Annotated in this window: 24 protein-coding genes; 18 read left to right on the forward strand and 6 right to left on the reverse strand. The window is 58.6% G+C overall.

Going from position 1 to position 20,821, the window contains the following annotated elements:
• Window positions 1-201: 201 nt before the first annotated feature.
• Window positions 202-516, forward strand: a complete 315-nt coding sequence (locus ACM6IN_RS23240; protein WP_007909799.1) for a hypothetical protein — start codon at window positions 202-204, stop codon at window positions 514-516.
• Window positions 517-552: 36 nt separating this feature from the next.
• Here the strand turns inward: ACM6IN_RS23240 and ACM6IN_RS23245 are convergent, their stop codons facing one another.
• The gene (locus tag ACM6IN_RS23245; RefSeq protein ID WP_414916770.1) at window positions 553-2,382 is read right to left on the reverse strand and encodes a hypothetical protein; all 1,830 of its coding nucleotides are present in this window, start codon (window positions 2,380-2,382) and stop codon (window positions 553-555) included.
• A gap of 159 nt (window positions 2,383-2,541) precedes the next feature.
• Here ACM6IN_RS23245 and ACM6IN_RS23250 point away from each other — a divergent pair, with 159 nt between their 5' ends.
• The 3 genes from ACM6IN_RS23250 (at window position 2,542) to ACM6IN_RS23260 (ending at window position 4,211) form a co-directional block, all read left to right on the forward strand.
• A complete protein-coding gene (locus ACM6IN_RS23250; protein WP_007909801.1) occupies window positions 2,542-3,030 on the forward strand; it encodes a TIGR00645 family protein in 489 nt (162 codons plus the stop codon).
• Between the two features lie 135 nt (window positions 3,031-3,165).
• A complete protein-coding gene (locus ACM6IN_RS23255) occupies window positions 3,166-3,471 on the forward strand; it encodes a DUF6482 family protein (protein WP_007909802.1) in 306 nt (101 codons plus the stop codon).
• A 122-nt stretch (window positions 3,472-3,593) separates the two neighbouring features.
• The gene (locus tag ACM6IN_RS23260; RefSeq protein WP_008078561.1) at window positions 3,594-4,211 is read left to right on the forward strand and encodes an FKBP-type peptidyl-prolyl cis-trans isomerase; all 618 of its coding nucleotides are present in this window, start codon (window positions 3,594-3,596) and stop codon (window positions 4,209-4,211) included.
• A 131-nt stretch (window positions 4,212-4,342) separates the two neighbouring features.
• Here the strand turns inward: ACM6IN_RS23260 and ACM6IN_RS23265 are convergent, their stop codons facing one another.
• The 3 genes from ACM6IN_RS23265 to ACM6IN_RS23275 form a co-directional block, all read right to left on the reverse strand.
• Window positions 4,343-4,600 carry a hypothetical protein gene (locus ACM6IN_RS23265; RefSeq protein ID WP_034153845.1) on the reverse strand — a complete coding sequence of 86 codons (258 nt, stop codon included), beginning with the start codon at window positions 4,598-4,600 and terminating at the stop codon, window positions 4,343-4,345.
• Between the two features lie 205 nt (window positions 4,601-4,805).
• Window positions 4,806-5,147 carry a zinc ribbon domain-containing protein YjdM gene (locus ACM6IN_RS23270; RefSeq protein ID WP_007909815.1) on the reverse strand — a complete coding sequence of 114 codons (342 nt, stop codon included), beginning with the start codon at window positions 5,145-5,147 and terminating at the stop codon, window positions 4,806-4,808.
• Between the two features lie 146 nt (window positions 5,148-5,293).
• Window positions 5,294-6,262, reverse strand: coding sequence for a polyprenyl synthetase family protein (locus ACM6IN_RS23275; protein ID WP_007909817.1), 969 nt, complete (start codon window positions 6,260-6,262; stop codon window positions 5,294-5,296).
• A 239-nt stretch (window positions 6,263-6,501) separates the two neighbouring features.
• Between ACM6IN_RS23275 and rplU the strand changes: the two genes are divergently transcribed.
• The 5 genes from rplU to ACM6IN_RS23300 all read left to right on the forward strand — a co-directional run bounded on the left by rplU (window position 6,502) and on the right by ACM6IN_RS23300 (window position 10,342).
• Window positions 6,502-6,816 carry a 50S ribosomal protein L21 gene (rplU, locus tag ACM6IN_RS23280; protein WP_003176051.1) on the forward strand — a complete coding sequence of 105 codons (315 nt, stop codon included), beginning with the start codon at window positions 6,502-6,504 and terminating at the stop codon, window positions 6,814-6,816.
• A 34-nt stretch (window positions 6,817-6,850) separates the two neighbouring features.
• Window positions 6,851-7,108, forward strand: coding sequence for a 50S ribosomal protein L27 (rpmA, locus tag ACM6IN_RS23285; RefSeq protein ID WP_007909818.1), 258 nt, complete (start codon window positions 6,851-6,853; stop codon window positions 7,106-7,108).
• Window positions 7,109-7,301: 193 nt separating this feature from the next.
• Window positions 7,302-8,525, forward strand: coding sequence for an Obg family GTPase CgtA (cgtA, locus tag ACM6IN_RS23290; RefSeq protein WP_123375908.1), 1,224 nt, complete (start codon window positions 7,302-7,304; stop codon window positions 8,523-8,525).
• A 220-nt stretch (window positions 8,526-8,745) separates the two neighbouring features.
• Window positions 8,746-9,864 (forward strand): glutamate 5-kinase, encoded by a 1,119-nt coding sequence (gene proB / locus ACM6IN_RS23295; protein ID WP_042704923.1) that lies wholly within the window; start codon window positions 8,746-8,748, stop codon window positions 9,862-9,864.
• Window positions 9,865-9,874: 10 nt separating this feature from the next.
• On the forward strand, window positions 9,875-10,342 hold the full coding sequence (locus ACM6IN_RS23300; RefSeq protein WP_007909822.1) for a CreA family protein: 468 nt from the start codon (window positions 9,875-9,877) through the stop codon (window positions 10,340-10,342).
• A gap of 184 nt (window positions 10,343-10,526) precedes the next feature.
• Here ACM6IN_RS23300 and rpsT read toward each other — a convergent pair whose 3' ends face one another.
• The gene (gene rpsT, locus ACM6IN_RS23305) at window positions 10,527-10,799 is read right to left on the reverse strand and encodes a 30S ribosomal protein S20 (protein ID WP_003228351.1); all 273 of its coding nucleotides are present in this window, start codon (window positions 10,797-10,799) and stop codon (window positions 10,527-10,529) included.
• 252 nt (window positions 10,800-11,051) lie between these two features.
• On the opposite strand from rpsT, the gene murJ reads away from it, so the two are divergent.
• The 6 genes from murJ (at window position 11,052) to ispH (ending at window position 18,534) form a co-directional block, all read left to right on the forward strand.
• Window positions 11,052-12,590 carry a murein biosynthesis integral membrane protein MurJ gene (murJ, locus tag ACM6IN_RS23310; RefSeq protein WP_007909826.1) on the forward strand — a complete coding sequence of 513 codons (1,539 nt, stop codon included), beginning with the start codon at window positions 11,052-11,054 and terminating at the stop codon, window positions 12,588-12,590.
• Between the two features lie 129 nt (window positions 12,591-12,719).
• Window positions 12,720-13,658 (forward strand): bifunctional riboflavin kinase/FAD synthetase, encoded by a 939-nt coding sequence (ribF, locus tag ACM6IN_RS23315; RefSeq protein WP_007909828.1) that lies wholly within the window; start codon window positions 12,720-12,722, stop codon window positions 13,656-13,658.
• A gap of 13 nt (window positions 13,659-13,671) precedes the next feature.
• Window positions 13,672-16,503: an isoleucine--tRNA ligase gene (gene ileS / locus ACM6IN_RS23320; protein ID WP_414895059.1), complete on the forward strand. Its 2,832-nt coding sequence runs from the start codon at window positions 13,672-13,674 to the stop codon at window positions 16,501-16,503.
• Window positions 16,496-17,008, forward strand: a complete 513-nt coding sequence (gene lspA / locus ACM6IN_RS23325; protein WP_007909836.1) for a signal peptidase II — start codon at window positions 16,496-16,498, stop codon at window positions 17,006-17,008. Before ileS ends, lspA begins: the two co-directional genes overlap by 8 nt.
• 7 nt (window positions 17,009-17,015) lie before the next feature.
• Window positions 17,016-17,453, forward strand: coding sequence for an FKBP-type peptidyl-prolyl cis-trans isomerase (gene fkpB, locus ACM6IN_RS23330; RefSeq protein ID WP_174245140.1), 438 nt, complete (start codon window positions 17,016-17,018; stop codon window positions 17,451-17,453).
• A 136-nt stretch (window positions 17,454-17,589) separates the two neighbouring features.
• Complete coding sequence (gene ispH / locus ACM6IN_RS23335; protein ID WP_007909838.1) at window positions 17,590-18,534, forward strand: 4-hydroxy-3-methylbut-2-enyl diphosphate reductase; 945 nt, start codon at window positions 17,590-17,592, stop codon at window positions 18,532-18,534.
• On the opposite strand, the gene ACM6IN_RS23340 is transcribed toward ispH, so the two are convergent.
• The gene (locus ACM6IN_RS23340) at window positions 18,506-19,060 is read right to left on the reverse strand and encodes a GspH/FimT family pseudopilin (RefSeq protein ID WP_414916771.1); all 555 of its coding nucleotides are present in this window, start codon (window positions 19,058-19,060) and stop codon (window positions 18,506-18,508) included. The genes ispH and ACM6IN_RS23340 overlap by 29 nt on opposite strands.
• A gap of 130 nt (window positions 19,061-19,190) precedes the next feature.
• Between ACM6IN_RS23340 and ACM6IN_RS23345 the strand changes: the two genes are divergently transcribed.
• Genes ACM6IN_RS23345 through ACM6IN_RS23355 form a run of 3 tightly spaced genes read left to right on the forward strand, consistent with a single transcriptional unit; the run spans window position 19,191 to window position 20,820 of the window.
• On the forward strand, window positions 19,191-19,664 hold the full coding sequence (locus ACM6IN_RS23345; protein WP_414916772.1) for a GspH/FimT family pseudopilin: 474 nt from the start codon (window positions 19,191-19,193) through the stop codon (window positions 19,662-19,664).
• Window positions 19,661-20,110: a type IV pilus modification protein PilV gene (pilV, locus tag ACM6IN_RS23350; protein WP_007909841.1), complete on the forward strand. Its 450-nt coding sequence runs from the start codon at window positions 19,661-19,663 to the stop codon at window positions 20,108-20,110. Before ACM6IN_RS23345 ends, pilV begins: the two co-directional genes overlap by 4 nt.
• Complete coding sequence (locus ACM6IN_RS23355) at window positions 20,107-20,820, forward strand: PilW family protein (RefSeq protein ID WP_095114075.1); 714 nt, start codon at window positions 20,107-20,109, stop codon at window positions 20,818-20,820. The genes pilV and ACM6IN_RS23355 overlap by 4 nt, the downstream gene beginning before the upstream one ends.
• Window position 20,821 lies beyond the last annotated feature (1 nt).

Consider the following 20,821-nt stretch of genomic DNA (forward strand, 5'->3'; position numbering starts at 1 on the left):
TTGTTTTGTGGGGATCTTCGGGAAAATCGCCACTACTCTGGCGCCAATATTCACACAATGACCATTCGGCGCCTTCTGGTTTCATTCGGCTTGCGCAGCGGACTTTTCTTCTATTCTCAGCTCAAGGATATCGACAGTATCACTGGATCGAGCCAGTCCTCCCGTGGGGGCTGAATACCGGCTTCACCGAGGGTCGCCGCCATGTCGCGCAACCTCTGCCTCACCCGTCAATGCCTGGGTCTTGTGACCCGTATCGAATGCGCCATCAAGCCGTTGGCCGGCGATAACGGTATGTGGACGCTGCTCTTCGCGGCCGGCATGGCCGGCGAACAACCTTCTGCCATCAAAGCCCAGGGCCCGTTTCATGGGCCGGTCGCCGCCGAATCGATACTCGACACCATTGTCGAAAGTCTGACCTTGCATGGCTACGAACTGGCTGACGATCCGCAGATCTGGAGCCTGCACCTGCAAGCGCAGTTGCGGCAGATCAACGGTGGTCGCGGCCGCGCTCTTTAGGCGCTGCCGCAGGCTGAGATCTTTTGATCTTGCCCTTCAAGGGGCAGCATCAGGCATTGGCGCCTTGTCGAGCTTGACCTCAAAACCGTATTGCACGGTGGCGAGGTCGGTTCGCTGATAGGCTTCGACGTGGGTCGGGCGGCCATAGAAATAATGCACGCCAAACAACGCCGGGCCTTCTGCGCTTGCATCGTGGCTGACCGAGAGAATCTGCTTGAGGTAGTTGCCACTGTCGTCTTTGACGAAGAAACGCCACTCGTTGGGCGGGAACAGTTTCAGATCCACCACCAATTGGTTGTTCTTGATCTCCAGGCCTTTGGGCAAGGACTTGGCGTCGTATGCCTGTTTGGCCACCGTGGCGAGAAACAGTGGCATTGAGCCTACCGCAATCGCCGGGGTTTCCGGGAACAGGTTCAGGTCGTAGGTGATCGTCGCGCGCAGCGGATCGACTTGATAGGCCTCGGGCGGCAGTTCGATCGGTTCATCGAGCTTGCCACTGCGCTTTTCGGTAAAGAACGTGACCGGACTGACGCCCGGACTGAAGTCATCGCCCAGCAACTCATCGTTGAACGTGCGGCGATGGGAAAACTCGATGCGCGCTGCGCTCGGTTCTTCCACGGACTGATGGACGCGGATGCCAGCCTTCAATTGCTCTTCGGTCAGGCTCGCCCCCTTGAGCCAGTTAACCGCCAGATCGTCGTACACCGTCACCGAGGGATCCAGCGGCTGGATGGTTTTCTCCGTGGTGTGCTGATTGAACGTACGAATCGGCAGATCCAGCGATTTGCGGGTCACGGTCGCCGAAGAAAAATCCAGCACGCTGACTTCCAGCGTTTCGATCGGGCCATTGAAATAGACCTTGTTGTAGCGACGCGGGTGTTTCTGCTCGAAATCCTGTTGTTCCTGGGTCAGCTGCTTTTCCAGCGTAGCGCTCCAGGCTTTCTGCTGTTGCAGGTACGTCAGTTGTTTTTCGTAGAAGGCTACTTGCTCCGGACCCTCGTTGATCGAACCGGCGCGTACCAGATACTGCCCGGTTTTATCGCGGGCCTGGACGATCAGCGGATTGAGCTGCGCCTCTGCGACTTCCGCAGCCAGTGGCAGGTTGTTGCTGAATTCGACTTCGGCGTAGTTGTTTGCAAGTTTCAGCAGTTTGACGCTGAGGTTGTCATTGCTGCGGGTCTGGCCGACGTCCTGTTGTGTCAGGTCGAAGCTGTACAGGCGGCGCGGGGCGATGACTTCGATCTGGCCTTGCAGGCTGACCGGTTGCGGCAGGGACTTCTTGTCCACGTTCAGCCCATCAATGAACGGATAGGTCACGGTCAGGTCATCGGGGTTGGTGACGTTGGAGCTGGAAGGGCTGAGCTGAATGCCAGGATCGGTTTCTGACCATTCCGGCTGATAGGCGATCACACGGTTGTTGCTCAAGGTCACTGACTGCCATTCCACGCCATGGGGGAACAGGAAACCGCCGGGAATGTTCAGGTTGAACGGGAACACCGGTTGCAGATCGGTGAGGTAATCGGAACTGGCGTCCTTGTGCAGCACGAACAAGCCATTGATAAACGTGTCGACCAGCGTCTGCGGGGCAGGGTAGTGCTTGAGCACGGCGAGGGCGTCTTCACCGTATTCGGTGTGCGGTGGGTTGTCGTCGAGTTTGATCTGCGCCCGTTCGAGCAGCAGCAGCGAGCCGCCGAGTTCAGTGATGGCGTCCTTGAGTTTTGGATCGGTGATGGCGTCCAGTGACTGTTCGAACTTTGCCGTTTTTTCTTCAAGGCTGGCGGCGTGTTTCTCGTCGCCGGGCGAGCAACCGCTGATCAACAGAGCAAGGCAGATTCCGGCCGTCATTATCGGTAATCGCACATCCATTTCCACACGTCCTGTCTACAGTCACTGGGCTGTCAATGGTTTGGACACTAGCAGAAAAAAAACGCCCACACGCGCAGGTGGCGGATTTTCGGGCAGTTTCTGGCTGTCATGGGGGGCTGGTATACTCGCGGCCATTTCCAGCCCCCTGTGTGAGATTCAATGGAACGCTTTATCGAAAATGCAATGTACGCCTCGCGCTGGCTGCTGGCGCCGATCTATATCGGGCTGTCCCTCGGGCTGCTGGCGCTGGCACTGAAATTTTTCCAGGAAGTTTTTCACATCCTGCCCAACGTGTTCTCGATGGCCGAGTCGGAACTGATTCTGGTGCTGCTGTCGCTGATCGACATGGCGCTGGTTGGCGGCCTGCTGGTGATGGTGATGATTTCCGGCTACGAGAACTTCGTCTCTGAACTGAACATTGATGAAGGCAAGGAAAAACTCAGCTGGCTCGGCACCATGGACTCTTCGTCGCTGAAGATGAAAGTGGCGGCCTCGATCGTGGCGATCTCTTCGATCCACTTGCTGCGCATCTTCATGGATGCCAAGAACGTCGATCCCGAGCACTTGATGTGGTACGTGATCATCCACATGACCTTCGTCGTCTCGGCGTTCGCCATGGGTTACCTGGACAAGGTCACCAAGCACTGATCAACCGTTGATCGCTGCAAAAACACCGCCCGTCTGTTGCGAAACAGACGGGCGGTGTCATTTGTGGCTTGTGCTTTGATGCGTGCGGGCATATCCCTGTAGAGGTCCTGATTCGCCACTGTCTGAGGTGCGTTCATGAACCTGCAAGAGTTGAATGCGTATGCCATCGCCAAGAAGGTCGATGAGTTGAACCTGATCTCCATGGAAGGCGGGATTTATCTGCTCGAAGCACGGATGCATGGTGCGGCATATCCGTTAAGTGATCTCAAAGGCAACATGCTGACACTGCGTTCGGTGGAGCATGCGCGGGATTTGCTGCATGCCTTCCCGGTGCTGCCGTTCAATCTCGTACACACCTCGGTACACGATGAAATGTGTGGCCTGGGCCCGAGCAGCGAGGAAAGTCTGAAAGTGCCACTGGCCTGGGGTTCGGCGCTGTAGGCCTTGCGCGCCATCGCCTGAGCATCTGTGCTAGTCTGCTCGCCCTTTTGATTCCGGGCGCGCCGGGACGCGCTGTGCACGCACGGCAAGTCTTGTGGCCGTCCGCACAGCGGAGCAGTGTCATGTCCGAAGTAAATCTGTCCACCGACGAAACCCGCGTCAGCTACGGCATCGGCCGTCAGCTGGGTGACCAGCTGCGCGACAACCCGCCACCGGGCGTGAGCCTGGACGCGATCCTGGCTGGCCTGACCGACGCGTTCGCCGGTAAGGAAAGCCGTGTTGGCCAGGAAGAAATGTCCGCCAGCTTCAAGGTTATCCGCGAGATCATGCAAGCCGAAGCGGCTGCCAAAGCTGAAGCCGCTGCTGGCGAAGGCCTGGCCTTCCTGGCTGAAAACGCCAAGCGTGACGGCATCACCACCCTGGCTTCCGGCCTGCAGTTCGAAGTGCTGACTCAGGGCGAAGGCGCCAAGCCGACCCGTGAAGATCAAGTACGTACGCACTACCACGGCACACTGATCGACGGCACTGTGTTCGACAGCTCCTACGAGCGTGGCCAGCCTGCAGAATTCCCGGTTGGCGGCGTGATCGCCGGCTGGACCGAAGCCCTGCAACTGATGAATGCCGGCAGCAAATGGCGTCTGTACGTGCCGAGCGAACTGGCTTACGGCGCTCAAGGCGTTGGCAGCATCCCGCCGCACAGCGTTCTGGTATTCGACGTCGAGCTGCTGGACGTTCTGTAAGACCGGGCCTGTCTTGATGGCGGGCTAATGTGGGAGCCAGCCTGCTGGCGATAGGGTCGACCGGGTTTTCCTTCAGGACCGCGTTGATACCATCGCCAGCAGGCTGGCTCCCACAGTTTTTTGGGTGATGCTCATAGTTCTATCTTGTGATGCAGCTCACTGGTCGGGCGCAAGGCCCGGGCATAGCAGAACAGGAACAGATTGCGCACCAGCTCCTTGAGCACCAATGGCTCGCTGGAATTGAGGCTGCTGACGTCCAGATCCCCTTGGTCTTGCAGCTCATGCAGGGCCTCTTCTTCAAGCACCGCGCAGACTTCACCGGTTTCCCGATGGAGGATTCTGAGGTAAGGGTGTGGGCGATCCAGCCACGCGTCGATCAAATAAGTCATGGTTCTCATCTCCTTGAAGGGTTTCAATGAGAATAATTCTTATTCATTAAATAGCAAGCGTCTATTGGCGGATTCTGAGATTTTCCGGGTAAAGATTGCGTAAGGTCAAAACGGCTGGCGTTTGGCTATTGCGTGATTTTATTGGGGCGGAGCGCGGAGGGCGAAGCTCCATCCCACGTCTGGCGCGGGATGGATGACAACAGATTCAGACCTTTCTGACGAACTCGGATTTGAGCTTCATCGGGCCGATACCGTCGATCTTGCAGTCGATGTCGTGGTCGCCATCGCACAGGCGGATGTTCTTGACCTTGGTGCCGACCTTGACCACCAGCGAGGTGCCCTTGACCTTGAGGTCCTTGATCACGGTGATGGTGTCGCCGTCCTGCAGGACGTTGCCGACCGAATCTTTCTTCACGGCATCATCGGACGCCACTTCGGTTTCGCCGCTGGCGGACCACTCGTGGGCGCACTCCGGGCACACCAGTTGGCTACCGTCTTCGTAGGTGTATTCGGAATTGCATTTCGGGCAGGGTGGCAACGTGCTCACTAAGGCTCCTTGGGTATGGATCGCTAAAAGTCGCACATTGTATAGGGTTTTAGCTTTTCAGGCAGTCAAAAGCAAAAGATCGCAGCGTCGACAACCCCTGTAGGAGCTGCCGAAGGCTGCGATCTTTTGATCTTGCTTCAGCGATATCAGTGCGTACGGGCGACCGCAAACTCGCTCAGTTCAACCAGTGCATCCCGATATTCACTGGCCGGCAGCGCCTCAAGGCACTTGATCGCACGGGCCACATAATCACGGGCCAGTTGCGCGGTGTACTCCAGCGAACCGGAAGCTTCTACGGCAATACGGATGCTTTCCAGGTCTTCGATCCCGCCTTTCTGGATCGCCTGACGTACCAGTGCAGCCTGTTCCGGCGTGCCTTCGCGCATGGTGTAGATCAGCGGCAGGGTCGGCTTGCCTTCGGCCAGATCGTCACCGACGTTCTTGCCCAGGGTTTCGGCGTCACCCTTGTAGTCAAGCAGGTCGTCGACCAACTGGAACGCCACACCGAGGTGATCACCAAACGTGCGCAGCGCTTCGCTCTGTTCGGCGGTAGCGCCAGCCAGTGCGGCAGCACTGTGGGTTGAGGCTTCGAAGAGCATCGCGGTCTTGCCGCGGATGACTTCCATGTAGGTTTCTTCGGTGGTGCTGGCGTCGCGCACCTTGGACAGTTGCAGCACTTCGCCTTCGGCGATGATGCGCGTGGCCTGGGAGAGGATCTTCATCACCGGCATCGAGCCCAGTTCGACCATCATTTCGAACGAGCGCGAATACAGGAAGTCGCCGACCAGCACGCTCGGGGCGTTGCCCCACATGGCGTTGGCGGTCGAACGGCCACGGCGCATGCCGGACATGTCGACGACGTCGTCATGCAGCAGAGTGGCGGTGTGCAGGAATTCGATGGTGGCGGCCAGCAGACGCATGTCGTCGCCTTCGCGACCCAGGGCCTTGCCACACAGCAACACTAATAAAGGACGCAGACGTTTGCCGCCGGCCGAGGTAATGTAATCGCCGATTTTCGATACCAGCGGTACTCGGGAAGTCAGCTGCTTCTTGATGATGCCGTCGACGGCGCTAAAATCGTCCGCCACCGCGCGGTAGAAAGCTTGGGGTTGCATCAGCGAGAGTCGCTCCAGAAGGGTTGCGCGGCATGCTAGGACCCCCGTCCAGACCTGTCAAGGCGCGATGGACGGCTACTTGCAAGGCTGCCGCGCCTTGCGTACAATCGCGCACCCTGAACTTCCTGGGCAGCACCTGCCTTACGCAATTGCAACGGGCCTTCCAGCCTAATGCAGCCATGCCAGCCAATACCTCTTCTTATAAAGAGCTGGGTGAGCAGGATTATCGGAGAAATACCATGTCTTATGCAGTAATCGTTACTGGCGGCAAGCAGTACAAAGTCGCCCCAGGTGAATACCTGAAGATCGAAAAACTGGAAATCGCTACCGGCGAATCCGTTACCTTTGATCGCGTTCTGTTGGTTGCCAATGGCGACGACGTGAATATCGGCGCTCCAGTTGTTGCTGGCGCTACCGTTGTGGCTGAAGTGATCTCCCAAGGTCGTCACGATAAAGTCCGCATCATCAAGTTCCGTCGCCGTAAGCACCACATGAAGCGTATGGGCCACCGCCAGTGGTACACCGAGATCAAAATCACCGGTATTCAGGCTTAATTTCAGCCTAATTCCTCACTAGGAGAATTGACTCATGGCACACAAAAAAGCTGGTGGTAGTACCCGTAACGGTCGCGACTCAGAAGCCAAACGCCTTGGCGTGAAGATGTATGGCGGCCAGGTCATCAAGGCCGGCAACATCATCGTGCGTCAGCGCGGCACCCAATTCCACGCTGGTTACGGCGTTGGCATGGGTAAAGATCACACCCTTTTCGCGAAAATCGAAGGCGTGATCAAGTTTGAAGTAAAAGGCGCTTTCAACCGCCGTTACGTGAGCGTAATCGCGGCTTAATCGCGAGATCGCTGGAAGAGCCCTGTCTTGCGACGGGGCTTTTTCGTTTGTGGGGTGAGTCTCTTGCAAAACTGTTTGTATGGGCTGTCGGCGTGCGATACATGTCGTGTTTTGGGGTCGCTGCGCTCATTTTTGCAAGAGTCTTATGTCTTGATTGTTTTTCGGCTCGTCCGTATGGCGAGAGGCGTTGGTTATGAAGTTTGTTGATGAAGTATCGATTCGTGTAAAGGCTGGTGACGGCGGCAATGGCGCCATGAGTTTCCGTCGGGAAAAGTTCATCGAAAACGGTGGCCCGAACGGCGGTGATGGTGGTGATGGCGGTTCCATCTACATGATGGCCGATGAAAACCTCAACACACTGGTCGACTACCGTTACACCCGGCACTTCGATGCCGAGCGTGGTTCCAACGGCGGCAGCACTGACTGCACCGGTAAAAAAGGCGAAGACCTGATCCTGCGCGTGCCGGTCGGCACCACGGTGATCGACTCTGCTACCCAGGAAGTGATTGGCGACCTGACCAAGGCTGGCCAGAAGCTGATGGTCGTGCAGGGCGGTTGGCACGGGCTGGGTAACACCCGTTTCAAATCCAGTACCAACCGTGCGCCGCGTCAGACCACTCCGGGTAAGCCGGGTGAGCAGCGCGACCTGAAGCTGGAAATGAAAGTCCTGGCTGACGTCGGTCTGCTGGGCTTGCCGAACGCCGGTAAAAGTACCTTTATCCGTTCCGTATCGGCCGCCAAGCCGAAAGTCGCCGACTACCCGTTCACCACGCTGGTGCCGAACCTCGGTGTGGTCAGCGTCGATCGCTGGAAGAGCTTCGTCATTGCCGACATTCCGGGTCTGATCGAAGGTGCTTCCGACGGTGCCGGTCTGGGTATTCGCTTCCTCAAGCACTTGGCGCGTACGCGTCTGCTGCTGCACCTCGTCGACATGGCGCCGCTGGATGACAGCAGTGCACCGGATGCCGCTGAAGTGATCGTCAACGAGCTGATCAAGTTCAGCCCGTCCCTGGCTGAGCGTGATCGTTGGCTGGTACTGAACAAGTGCGACCAGATCCTTGAAGAGGATCACGATGAGCGCGTCAAGGAAATCGTTGATCGCCTCGAGTGGACCGGTCCGGTCTACGTTATCTCGGCCATCGCCAAGATCGGTACCGAGCGTCTGTGCCACGACATCATGCGTTACATGGAAGATCGTGCCGACCGTTTGGCTGCCGACCCGGCGTACAAGGAAGAGCTGGCCGATCTCGATCAGCGCATCGAAGACGAAGCTCGCGCGCAACTGCAGGCGCTGGATGACAAGCGTGCCCTGCGTCGCAGCGGTGTGAAGTCGGTCCATGACATCGGCGACGATGATTGGGACGAAGAAGATGTGGATGACGAAGACGGTCCGGAAATCATTTACGTGCGTGACTGATTCGTTGGGTAGGAGCTGCCGCAGGCTGCGATCTTTTGATCTCCAGAAGATCGCTGGTGTGTGCTGAGTCTTCATCTCGGGGCGGTGTTATCATCGCTGCAAGCCGTTTTTCTATGGCGCCGCTCAATCGAGCGGCGTTTTAGTATCTGGAAATCGCAAGTCACAAATAACGTCATGGGCGGCGCTGGGTCGCGCTGCCCTCAAGCTAAGGTTGAAGATGATGCGGAGCAAGGTGACAGGTGCGCAGCGTTGGGTCGTGAAGATCGGCAGCGCTTTGCTGACAGCTGATGGCAAGGGGCTGGATCGCGCGGCAATGAGTGTCTGGGTCGAGCAGATGGTGGCCTTGCATGAGGCTGGCGTCGAGTTGGTGCTGGTGTCCTCTGGGGCGGTGGCGGCCGGCATGAGTCGTTTGGGCTGGACCGCACGACCCAGTGCGATGCACGAGCTCCAGGCGGCCGCTGCTATTGGTCAGATGGGTCTGGTGCAGGCGTGGGAGTCGAGCTTCGCTGAGCATGGCCGGCACACTGCACAGATTCTGCTGACTCATGACGACCTGTCCGACCGCAAGCGCTACCTGAACGCCCGCAGCACCTTGCGCGCACTGGTCGAGCTGAAAGTCATCCCGGTGATCAACGAAAACGACACTGTGGTCACTGATGAAATCCGTTTCGGCGACAACGACACGCTGGCGGCGTTGGTGGCGAATCTGGTCGAGGCGGATCTGCTGGTGATCCTGACCGATCGCGACGGCATGTTCGACGCTGATCCGCGTAACAACCCTGAAGCGCAGCTGATTTACGAAGCGCGCGCCGATGATCCGAGCCTCGATGCGGTAGCGGGCGGCACGGGTGGTGCGCTGGGGCGCGGCGGCATGCAGACCAAGCTGCGTGCGGCGCGACTGGCTGCGCGTTCCGGTGCGCACACCATCATTGTCGGTGGGCGTCTTGAGCGCGTGCTTGATCGCCTGAAAGCGGGTGAGCGCATTGGCACCTTGCTGTCGCCGGAGCGCGGCATGCTCGCGGCGCGCAAGCAATGGCTGGCCGGGCATCTGCAAACTCGCGGCACCCTGGTGCTGGATGAGGGGGCGGTGTCGGCGTTGTCCAAGGGCAATAAAAGCCTGCTGCCTGTCGGTGTGAAGTTGGTGCAGGGCAGTTTCCGCCGCGGCGAAATGGTGGTCTGTGTGGCGCCTGACGGTCGTGAGATTGCCCGGGGCCTGGCTAACTACAGTGCGCTGGAAGCGCAAAAAATCATCGGTCAGTCGTCGGATGCGATTGTCGGTTTGCTCGGTTACATGGCGGAGCCGGAACTGGTTCACCGTGACAACCTGATTCTGGTCTAAGGAAAACTCGATGCGTTTAGCGAAAGGATTGTTGGGCTTGCTGATGGCAATGCCATTGCTCGCCTCGGCCGAGGAAATCGGTCAGGTGTCGACGGTGTTCAAGTTTGTCGGCCCGAACGACCGCATTGTGGTCGAGGCTTTCGATGATCCGAAAGTCGAAGGGGTGACCTGTTACCTGTCGCGCGCCAAGACGGGCGGTGTGAAGGGCGGTCTCGGTCTGGCTGAGGATCGCGCCGAAGCGTCGATCGCCTGTCGCCAGGTTGGTCCGATCAAGTTCAAGGGTGATCTGAAGGATGGCGATGAGGTGTTCAAGGAGCGCACTTCGCTGGTATTCAAGACCATGCAGGTGGTGCGTTTCCTCGACAAGAAGCGCAACACGCTGGTGTATCTGGTCTACAGCGACCGCTTGATCGAAGGCAGTCCGCAGAATGCCGTGACCGCCATCCCGATCCTGCCGTGGGTGCCGGTCCAGCAATAACGCCGCGAAACCAACTGTAGGAGTGGGGCTGCTCGCGATAGCGGTGTGTCAGTCGATGCAATTATTGACTGTGACACCGCTATCGCGAGTGGGCTCACTCCTACATTTTTTTGCGCTGGGATTTGTTAAATCACAGGCAATAAAAAACCGACCCTAAGGTCGGTTTTTTAATGACTACGTCGGATTAAGCAGCTTCTTTCAGTGCTTTGACGTGGCCATTCAGACGGCTCTTATGGCGAGCAGCCTTGTTCTTGTGGATGATGCCTTTATCGGCCATACGGTCGATAACTGGCACAGCCAGAACGTATGCAGCTTGAGCTTTTTCAGCGTCTTTTGCGTCGATGGCTTTAACTACATTCTTGATGTAGGTGCGAACCATGGAACGCAGGCTGGCGTTGTGGCTGCGACGCTTCTCAGCCTGTTTTGCACGTTTTTTGGCGGAAGGTGAGTTGGCCACCGTCGAGCTCCTCGAAAGACTTTTTAGGAAATAGCAAACAAAATAGGCCGCGAATCATGCCGATGAGTTGAAGTCTTGTCAAGGGCACTTGAAACGTTCCGCTAAGTGGTAGGTATAAAGAGGCGGGATATTTATTTCCGGCGCTTGACCTGTAAACTCGCGAGCTTTGGCTCTGTGCTGCTGCGGCGCGGAGTATCGCACAAGTAGGCGCTTTGTTCGCCTGCTGTTTATCGACAGGCACAAATTCCCTCAATGAATCTGCTCAAATCGTTGGCCGCCGTCAGCTCTATCACGATGCTTTCCCGGATTCTGGGCTTTGTTCGTGACACGCTGATTGCCCGTACATTCGGCGCCGGGATGGCGACGGATGCCTTCTTTATTGCCTTCAAATTGCCCAATCTGCTGCGACGAATCTTCGCTGAAGGTGCGTTTTCTCAAGCATTCGTGCCGATTCTCGCTGAATACAAAAGCCAGCAAGGTGAAGAGGCAACCCGTACGTTCATTGCCTATGTCTCGGGTTTGCTGACACTGGTGCTCGCGGTGGTGACTGCGCTGGGCATGATTGCCGCACCCTGGGTGATCTGGGCTACGGCTCCGGGTTTTACCGACACGCCGGAAAAATTCCAGCTCACTTCTGATCTGTTGCGGGTGACCTTCCCTTATATATTGCTGATCTCCCTGTCCTCACTGGCGGGCGCGATTCTCAATACCTGGAACCGTTTCTCCGTGCCGGCCTTCGTGCCGACTCTGCTTAACGTCAGCATGATCGTGTTTTCGCTGTTCCTCACACCGTACTTTGACCCGCCGGTGATGGCGCTCGGTTGGGCGGTGCTGGTCGGTGGTCTGGCGCAATTGCTCTACCAGCTGCCGCACCTGAAAAAGATCGGCATGCTGGTACTGCCGCGTCTGAATCTGCGCGATACCGGCGTCTGGCGCGTAATGAAGCAGATGCTGCCGGCGATTCTCGGCGTCTCGGTCAGCCAGATCTCGCTGATCATCAACACCATCTTCGCCTCGTTTCTGGTCGCAGGCTCGGTGTCGTGGATGTATTACGCCGACCGCCTGATGGAGTTGCCATCCGGCGTACTGGGTGTGGCGCTGGGCACAATCCTGCTGCCGACCCTGGCAAAAACTTACGCGAGCAAGGATCGCCACGAATACTCGCGAATCCTCGATTGGGGCCTGCGTCTGTGCTTTGTGCTGGTGCTGCCGTGTGCGCTGGCGCTGGGGATTCTCGCCGAGCCGCTGACGGTTTCGCTATTCCAGTACGGTCAGTTCAGCGGCTTTGACGCCGAAATGACTCAGCGCGCATTGATTGCTTACTCTGTCGGGTTGCTCGGGATTATCGTGATCAAAGTCTTGGCGCCGGGCTTTTATGCGCAACAGAACATCCGTACGCCGGTAAAAATCGCAATCTTCACCCTGGTGGTCACTCAGTTGTTCAACCTGGTACTGATTGGCCCGTTGGCGCACGCGGGGCTGGCACTGGCGATCAGTGCCGGTGCCTGTCTCAACGCCGGATTGCTGTTCTATCAACTGCGCAAGCAGCAGATGTATCAGCCGCAGCCGGGTTGGGCCAAGTTCGGTTTCAAACTGGTTATCGCGGTGGCGGTGATGTCGGCAGTGCTGTTGCTGGGCATGCATTTCATGCCGGCGTGGGATCAGGGGCACATGCTTGAGCGCTTTCTGCGTCTGGGCGCATTGGTCGCGGCGGGCGTGGTCGCTTATTTCGGTATGTTGCTGCTGCTCGGTTTCCGCCTGCGAGACTTCAATCGCAAGGCCTTGAGCTAAGGTTTTACCCTTTATAAGCAGGCCCGGGCCGGCAGTTTTGTCGGCTCGTTCACTTTGCGTTACGGTGTTGCCTGTCGTCGACCGTCGGGTGTGGTTATAATCGACCACTTTATGAGCAAGAAGCGCGTTATGCAGCTGGTTCGAGGCCTCCACAACTTGCGCCCCCAGCATCGGGGCTGCGTCGCCACTATTGGCAACTTTGACGGTGTTCACCGTGGTCACCAGGCTATCCTGGCCCGACTGCGTGAGCGTGCGCTCGAGTTGGGCGTACCCAGCTGCGTGGTGATTTTCGAGCCGCAGCCACGGGAGTTCTTTGCCCCCGAGACTGCGCCGGCGCGTCTGGCAAGGTTGCGCGACAAGCTGCAATTGTTGGCTGCCGAAGGCGTTGACCGGGTCTTGTGCCTGGCGTTCAACCAGCGCTTGAGCAAGCTCAGCGCGAGTGAGTTCGTCGACACCATCCTCGTCGATGGCCTCGGCGTGCAGCACCTGGAAGTCGGCGATGATTTCCGCTTCGGCTGCGACCGCCTCGGCGATTTCGATTTTCTGATGCAGGCCGGGCAGATGCACGGTTTTACCGTCGAAGCGGCACAAACCGTCGAGCTGGACGGCATTCGCGTCAGCAGCACACAAGTGCGCAACGCCTTGGCCGCCGCCGATTTTGCCTTGGCCGAACGTTTGCTCGGCCGCCCGTACCGCATCGCCGGTCGCGTGCTGCATGGCCAGAAGCTGGCCCGGCAACTGGGTACGCCGACTGCGAACATTCAACTCAAGCGTCGTCGCGTGCCGTTCACCGGGGTGTACCTGGTGGATGTCGATATCGACGGCAAGACCTGGCCCGGTGTCGCCAATATCGGCGTACGGCCTACGGTGCAAGGTGATGGCAAGGCCCACCTTGAAGTCCATCTTTTAGATTTTGCCGGCGATCTGTATGACCGGCGTTTGACGGTGGTTTTCCACCAAAAGCTGCGTGAAGAGCAGCGCTTCGCCTCCCTGGAGGCATTGAAAACGGCGATCAATGCGGATGTCGCCACCGCCCGTGCACTAGCCGCACCTAGCGCCCATCGCTAATGAAGAGCCTTAAATGACCGACTATAAAGCCACGCTTAACCTTCCGGACACCGCCTTCCCAATGAAGGCCGGCCTGCCACAGCGCGAACCGCAGATCCTGCAGCGCTGGGACAGTATTGGCCTGTACGGAAAGTTGCGCGAGATTGGCAAGGATCGTCCGAAGTTCGTTTTGCATGACGGCCCTCCGTATGCCAACGGCACGATCCACATCGGTCACGCACTGAACAAGATTCTCAAGGACATGATCATCCGCTCGAAGACCCTGTCGGGCTTCGACGCGCCGTATGTTCCGGGTTGGGACTGCCACGGCCTGCCGATCGAGCACAAGGTTGAAGTGACCCACGGCAAAAATCTGGGCGCGGACAAGACCCGCGAACTGTGCCGTGCCTACGCCACCGAGCAGATCGAAGGGCAGAAGTCCGAATTCATCCGTCTCGGCGTGCTGGGCGATTGGGCTAACCCGTACAAGACCATGGATTTCAAGAACGAGGCCGGTGAAATCCGCGCCCTCGCGGAAATCGTCAAGGGCGGTTTCGTGTTCAAGGGCTTGAAGCCTGTGAACTGGTGCTTCGACTGCGGTTCGGCTTTGGCTGAAGCGGAAGTCGAGTACGAGAACAAAAAGTCCTCGACCATCGACGTGGCCTTCCCGATCGCTGACGAAGCCCAACTGGCTGCCGCGTTCGGTCTGCCATCGTTGAGCAAGCCTGCCTCGATCGTGATCTGGACCACTACCCCGTGGACCATCCCGGCCAACCAGGCGCTCAACGTGCACCCGGAATTCAACTACGCGTTGGTTGATGTCGGCGACAAGCTGCTGGTACTGGCTGAAGAGCTGGTCGAGGCCTGCCTGGCGCGTTACAGCCTGGAAGGTTCGGTCATCGCCACCACCACCGGTAAACAGCTGGAACTGATCAACTTCCGTCACCCGTTCTACGACCGTCTGTCGCCGGTGTACCTGGCTGACTACGTCGAACTGGGCGCTGGCACCGGTGTGGTTCACTCCGCTCCGGCCTACGGCGTGGACGACTTCGTGACCTGCAAGAAATACGGCATGGTCAACGACGACATCCTCAACCCGGTGCAGAGCAACGGCGTGTACGTGCCGTCGCTGGAGTTCTTCGGCGGTCAGTTCATCTGGAAGGCCAACCCGGCCATCGTCGACAAGCTGACCGAAGTCGGTGCGCTGATGCACACCACCGTCATCGAACACAGCTACATGCACTGCTGGCGTCACAAAACCCCGCTGATCTACCGCGCGACTGCGCAGTGGTTCATCGGCATGGATAAAGAGCCAACCAGCGGTGACACCCTGCGTGTGCGCTCGCTCAAAGCCATTGAGGACACCAAGTTCGTTCCGGCCTGGGGCCAAGCGCGCCTGCACTCGATGATCGCCAACCGTCCGGACTGGTGCATCTCGCGTCAACGTAACTGGGGCGTGCCGATCCCGTTCTTCCTCAACAAGGAAAGCGGCGAACTGCACCCACGCACCGTCGAGCTGATGGAAGAAGTCGCCAAACGCGTTGAAGTCGAAGGCATCGAAGCCTGGTTCAAGATGGACGCTGCCGAACTGCTCGGCGACGAAGCGCCGCTGTACGACAAGATCAGCGACACCCTCGACGTCTGGTTCGATTCGGGCACCACGCACTGGCACGTCCTGCGCGGTTCGCACCCCATGGGCCACGAGAGCGGCCCGCGTGCCGACCTGTATCTGGAAGGTTCCGACCAACACCGTGGCTGGTTCCACTCGTCGCTGCTGACCGGTTGCGCCATCGACAACCACGCGCCGTACCGCGAACTGCTGACCCACGGTTTCACCGTCGACGAAGCCGGCCGCAAGATGTCCAAATCGCTGGGCAACGTGATCGCGCCGCAGAAGGTCAACGACACCCTGGGCGCCGACATCATGCGTCTGTGGGTGGCTTCGACCGACTACTCCGGCGAAATGGCGGTTTCCGACCAGATCCTGCAGCGCAGTGCGGACGCCTATCGTCGTATCCGTAACACCGCGCGTTTCCTGCTCTCGAACCTGACCGGCTTCAACCCGGCCACCGACATCCTTCCGGCCGAAGAAATGCTCGCGCTGGATCGTTGGGCGGTCGACCGCACCTTGCTGCTGCAGCGCGAGCTGCAAGAGCACTACGGCGAATACCGTTTCTGGAACGTCTACTCGAAGATCCACAACTTCTGCGTGCAGGAGCTGGGCGGTTTCTACCTCGACATCATCAAGGACCGTCAGTACACCACTGGCGCCAACAGCAAGGCCCGCCGTTCGGCGCAAACCGCGCTGTTCCATATCTCCGAAGCGCTGGTGCGCTGGATCGCGCCGATCCTCGCCTTTACTGCTGACGAACTGTGGGAATACCTGCCGGGCGAGCGTAACGAATCGGTGATGCTCAACACCTGGTACGAAGGCCTGACCGAACTGCCGGCTGACGTGGAACTGGGTCGCGACTACTGGGAACGCGTGATGGCGGTCAAAGTAGCGGTCAACAAAGAAATGGAAATCCAGCGCGCAGCGAAAGCTGTCGGTGGCAACCTGCAAGCCGAAGTGACGCTGTACGCCGAAGACGCCCTGAGCGCCGATCTGGCCAAGCTGAGCAACGAACTGCGCTTTGTCCTGATCACTTCGACCGCAAGCGTTGCGCCGTTCGTTCAGGCACCGGCTGATGCGGTAGTGACTGAAGTCAGCGGCCTGAAGCTGAAGATCGTCAAATCGGCCTTCCCGAAGTGCGCCCGTTGCTGGCACTGCCGCGAAGACGTCGGCGTGAACCCGGAGCATCCGGAAATCTGCGGTCGTTGCGTCGACAACATCAGCGGCGCTGGCGAGGTTCGTCACTATGCCTAATGCCGTTGGCCGTTTCGGACGGTTGAGCTGGCTGTGGTTGAGTTTGCTGGTTCTGGTCATCGACCAGGCCAGCAAGTTCTACTTCGAAGGCAAGCTCGAAATGTTCCAGCAGATCGTGATCATTCCCGATTACTTCAGCTGGACCCTGGCTTACAACACCGGCGCTGCTTTCAGCTTTTTGGCTGACAGCTCCGGCTGGCAGCGCTGGCTGTTTGCCCTGATCGCGATTGTGGTCAGTGCGGTGCTGGTGGTCTGGCTCAAGCGTCTGGGCCGCAACGAAACCTGGCTGGCCGTCGCGCTGGCGCTGGTATTGGGCGGCGCGCTGGGCAATCTGTATGACCGCATTGCCCTGGGCCATGTGATCGATTTCATTCTGGTGCACTGGCAGAACCGCTGGTACTTCCCGGCGTTCAACTTCGCCGACAGCGCGATTACCGTTGGCGCGGTGATGCTGGCACTGGATATGTTCAAAAGTAAAAAGACCGGAGAAGCCGTTCATGACTGAACAGGTATTGGCTGAGCAACGCATCGGCCAGAACACGGAAGTCACCTTGCACTTTGCATTGCGCCTGGAGAACGGCGACACCGTCGACAGTACGTTCGACAAAGCCCCGGCGACCTTCAAGGTCGGCGACGGCAACCTGCTGCCGGGTTTCGAAGCAGCGCTGTTCGGCTTCAAGGCCGGCGACAAGCGCACGCTGACCGTCGAGCCGGAAAACGCCTTCGGCCAGCCGAACCCGCAGAACGTGCAGATCATTCCGCGTTCGCAGTTCGTCGACATGGAGTTGTCACCGGGTTTGCTGGTGATCTTCAACGATGCGGCCAATACTGAGCTGCCGGGTGTGGTGAAAGAGTTCGACGACACGCAAGTGACCATCGACTTCAACCACCCGCTGGCGGGCAAGACGCTGACCTTTGACGTCGAGATCATCAACGTTAAAGCGCTGTAAAAATGTGGGAGCGAGCCTGCTCGCGAATGCGGTGTGTCAGGCGACATCAGTGTTGAATGTCAGTCAGCTTTCGCGAGCAGGCTCGCTCCCACAATTAGTAATTCATTGTTTTCGCGCGCAAGACACGAGGCACAGCATGCAAATCAAACTCGCCAACCCCCGTGGCTTCTGCGCCGGCGTGGACCGGGCGATCGAAATCGTCAACCGCGCCCTGGAAGTCTTCGGGCCGCCGATCTACGTGCGTCACGAAGTGGTGCACAACAAGTTTGTCGTTGAAGACCTGCGTAGTCGCGGGGCGATCTTCGTCGAGGAGCTGGATCAGGTGCCGGACGATGTCATCGTGATTTTCAGTGCTCACGGTGTTTCCCAAGCTGTGCGCACCGAAGCCGCCGGCCGTGGCCTGAAAGTATTCGACGCCACTTGCCCGCTGGTGACCAAGGTGCACATCGAAGTGGCGAAATACAGCCGCGACGGTCGTGAGTGCATCCTGATCGGTCACGCCGGTCACCCGGAAGTCGAAGGCACCATGGGCCAGTACGACGGCAGCAATGGCGGCGCGATCTACCTCGTTGAAGACGAGAAAGACGTCGCCGAATTGCAGGTGCACAACCCGGACAAACTGGCTTTCGTCACCCAGACCACGCTGTCGATGGACGATACCAGTCGTGTCATCGATGCGCTGCGCACGCGCTTCCCGGCTATCGGCGGCCCGCGCAAGGACGATATCTGCTACGCCACGCAAAACCGTCAGGACGCGGTCAAGCAATTGGCTGACGAGTGCGACGTGGTGTTGGTGGTCGGCAGCCCGAACAGCTCCAACTCCAATCGTCTGCGTGAACTCGCCGAGCGCATGGCCACACCGGCCTACCTGATCGACGGTGCCGAAGACCTGCAAAAGAGCTGGTTCGATGGCGTTGAGCGTATCGGCATTACCGCCGGTGCTTCCGCGCCGGAGGTACTGGTGCGCGGCGTGATTCAGCAATTGCAGGCCTGGGGCGCTACCGGTGCCGATGAACTGGCCGGGCGTGAAGAGAACATTACGTTCTCGATGCCTAAAGAGCTGCGCGTGCGTTCGATCTGACGTTTTCGGTTTTTTGACACAGCGCCTGCTCAGTCTCTTGACTGTTCAGGCGCACGCGACCGGTCGCCGCCAGTACTATCTGGCGCTGACTGACCGGCTCGCGAGCCGAGCAGACATGTAATGTCCCAGCCTGAAACGCCCGCCCGGGCATCAGTGGTTGCCCCAGACTGCTGAAACGTACGTAACCACTCACCGACCAATTGCCGACAATCGGCACCTGCGTGTCACTCGCACGCTCTTGCAGCAGCGGATTGCTGCTGTCCTTCGGCCCTTTGCCGCTGATATCCAGAATGATTCGCCAGCCCTGACTCCAGTCGCCGTTGATGCCATGAATCACCACGCTCTGATTGCGCGTGATGGCCAGTGTGCGAGCGTTACGCAGGCCATCGAGCAGCGATTGCGCCGCTTGATCCCGATGGCTCGATTCTCTGAGCGTGGCGAACGCCGGACTGACCAGCAGCAGAACAATTGCGCCAATCGCCAGTCCCATAAGCAGTTCTATCAGGCTGAAACCCTGTTGCGGCATGAAAACACCCTCCGTGGAATGTGATGAACGGCGCGCTCCGTGCGCCGGGCAGGGCAAATCAACCGACGCGGGCCGGTTGAATGTTCTAGCGTGTAGAAGCAGGTATAGCCGACGGCAACGGAGGGCATCGATGGATCTTCGTACAAAAGGTTTCACGCTGATCGAGTTGTTGGTTGCGATCGCGATCTTTGTGATCCTGATTACCCTGGCGGTGCCGGCGTTCACCCGTTCGGTACAGGGCAGCAGGGCTGATACCGAGATGGGCGATCTGCAACGGGCGATCAATTTCGCCAGGCTCGAAGCCATAAATCGAGGTACTACCTTGCGCCTGCGCCCGACTGCCGGCGGCAGCGTCTGGACCGGTGAACTGGCGGTTTATGACAGTACTGGCACTCCGGCCAATGTGTTGCGGGTTGTTCCCGCGATGAGCAGTGGTGCGACTCTGACGCTACCCTCAGGAGTGACCGCACTGGATTTCAACAACCTTGGCGGTCTGGCGGCGCCGTCGACGGCGGTGGTCATCAGTTACACGCTGGGAACGCAAAGCAGGACGCTGAACGTGTGTTTGAACGGACGAATTCAATTGGGTGGAAGTTGCGGATGAGGGCAGGGAGCAAAAATGCACAGCACGGCATGACGCTGATCGAGGTGCTGGTCGCGTTGCTGATTCTGACGGTCGGGCTGCTGGGCGCGGCAGCGGTGCAACTGAATGCGCTGAAGTACACCGATAGCTCACGGATGACCAGTCAGGCCAGTTTCATTGCCTACGACATGATGGACCGCATCCGCGCCAACTCCGGCGCCGACTACACCGCCACGCCGCCGACCTCGGGCAATCTGAGCGTTGCCCGCGATCAGGACCTCTACGATTTCACTACCAACATCACCAACTTCGGTGGGCCGACCGCGACTGGCAGCATCACCCTCAATCAGCGCGTCTACACCATCACCATCAACTGGAGCGATGCGCGAGCCGCCAACACCGCCAGCGCCCAGCGCAGCTTTGTCCTGACCAGCCGCGCTGCGGTTGATCCGGTGGCCACGCCATGAAGCAGCAAAACCGTGGATTCGGTCTGATCGAATTACTTATTGCTTTGGCACTGGGGCTCATCGTGGTGCTGGGCGTGGTGCAGATTTTCATCGCGGCGAAAAATACTTATGTCAGCCAGAACACTGCCGCGGCGATGCAGGAAGACGCACGGTTTGTGTTGAGCAAGATGATTCAGGAAATTCGCATGGTCGGGATGTTCGGCTGTCTTGGCACCATTACCGATTCGAGCAGTGCGGGCGACTTCAACGCTGCGCAGGTCACGCCGATCAACTGGGACAATGCCAACCTCAAACTGACGCTGGTCACTGCCGATATCGGCAGCGGCGGGGGCACGCCAACCTGGACCGTGGTCTCCGATTGCCGCAACAGCGCAACGGCCTATACCGGCTTGCGCTCCCCGGCGAGCGGGCAGATCGCGTTCCCGATCCGGCGTCTGATCTACAGCTTCAGCAACAATCAGATTCTCATGGGCACCGGCAGCGGCAATCCTGCGCAGCAGGTGCTGGTGAACAACGTCAGTGCGTTCACCGTGATGTTCGGTCTGGCCAGTTCGGCAACGGATGTGGCCGCTTCGACTTACAGCGCCAATCCCAGTGATCCGGCGCGCATCCGCAGTGTGCGCCTGAGCCTGACCCTCACCGACCCGAACAACCGGGTGCGCAATCAAACCTTCAACGTGGTTGCCGCTTTGCGCAACCGCTTGCAGTGAG

The sequence above is a fragment of the Pseudomonas sp. IT-P395 genome (genome assembly GCF_949767675.1).
Classification (GTDB): domain Bacteria; phylum Pseudomonadota; class Gammaproteobacteria; order Pseudomonadales; family Pseudomonadaceae; genus Aquipseudomonas.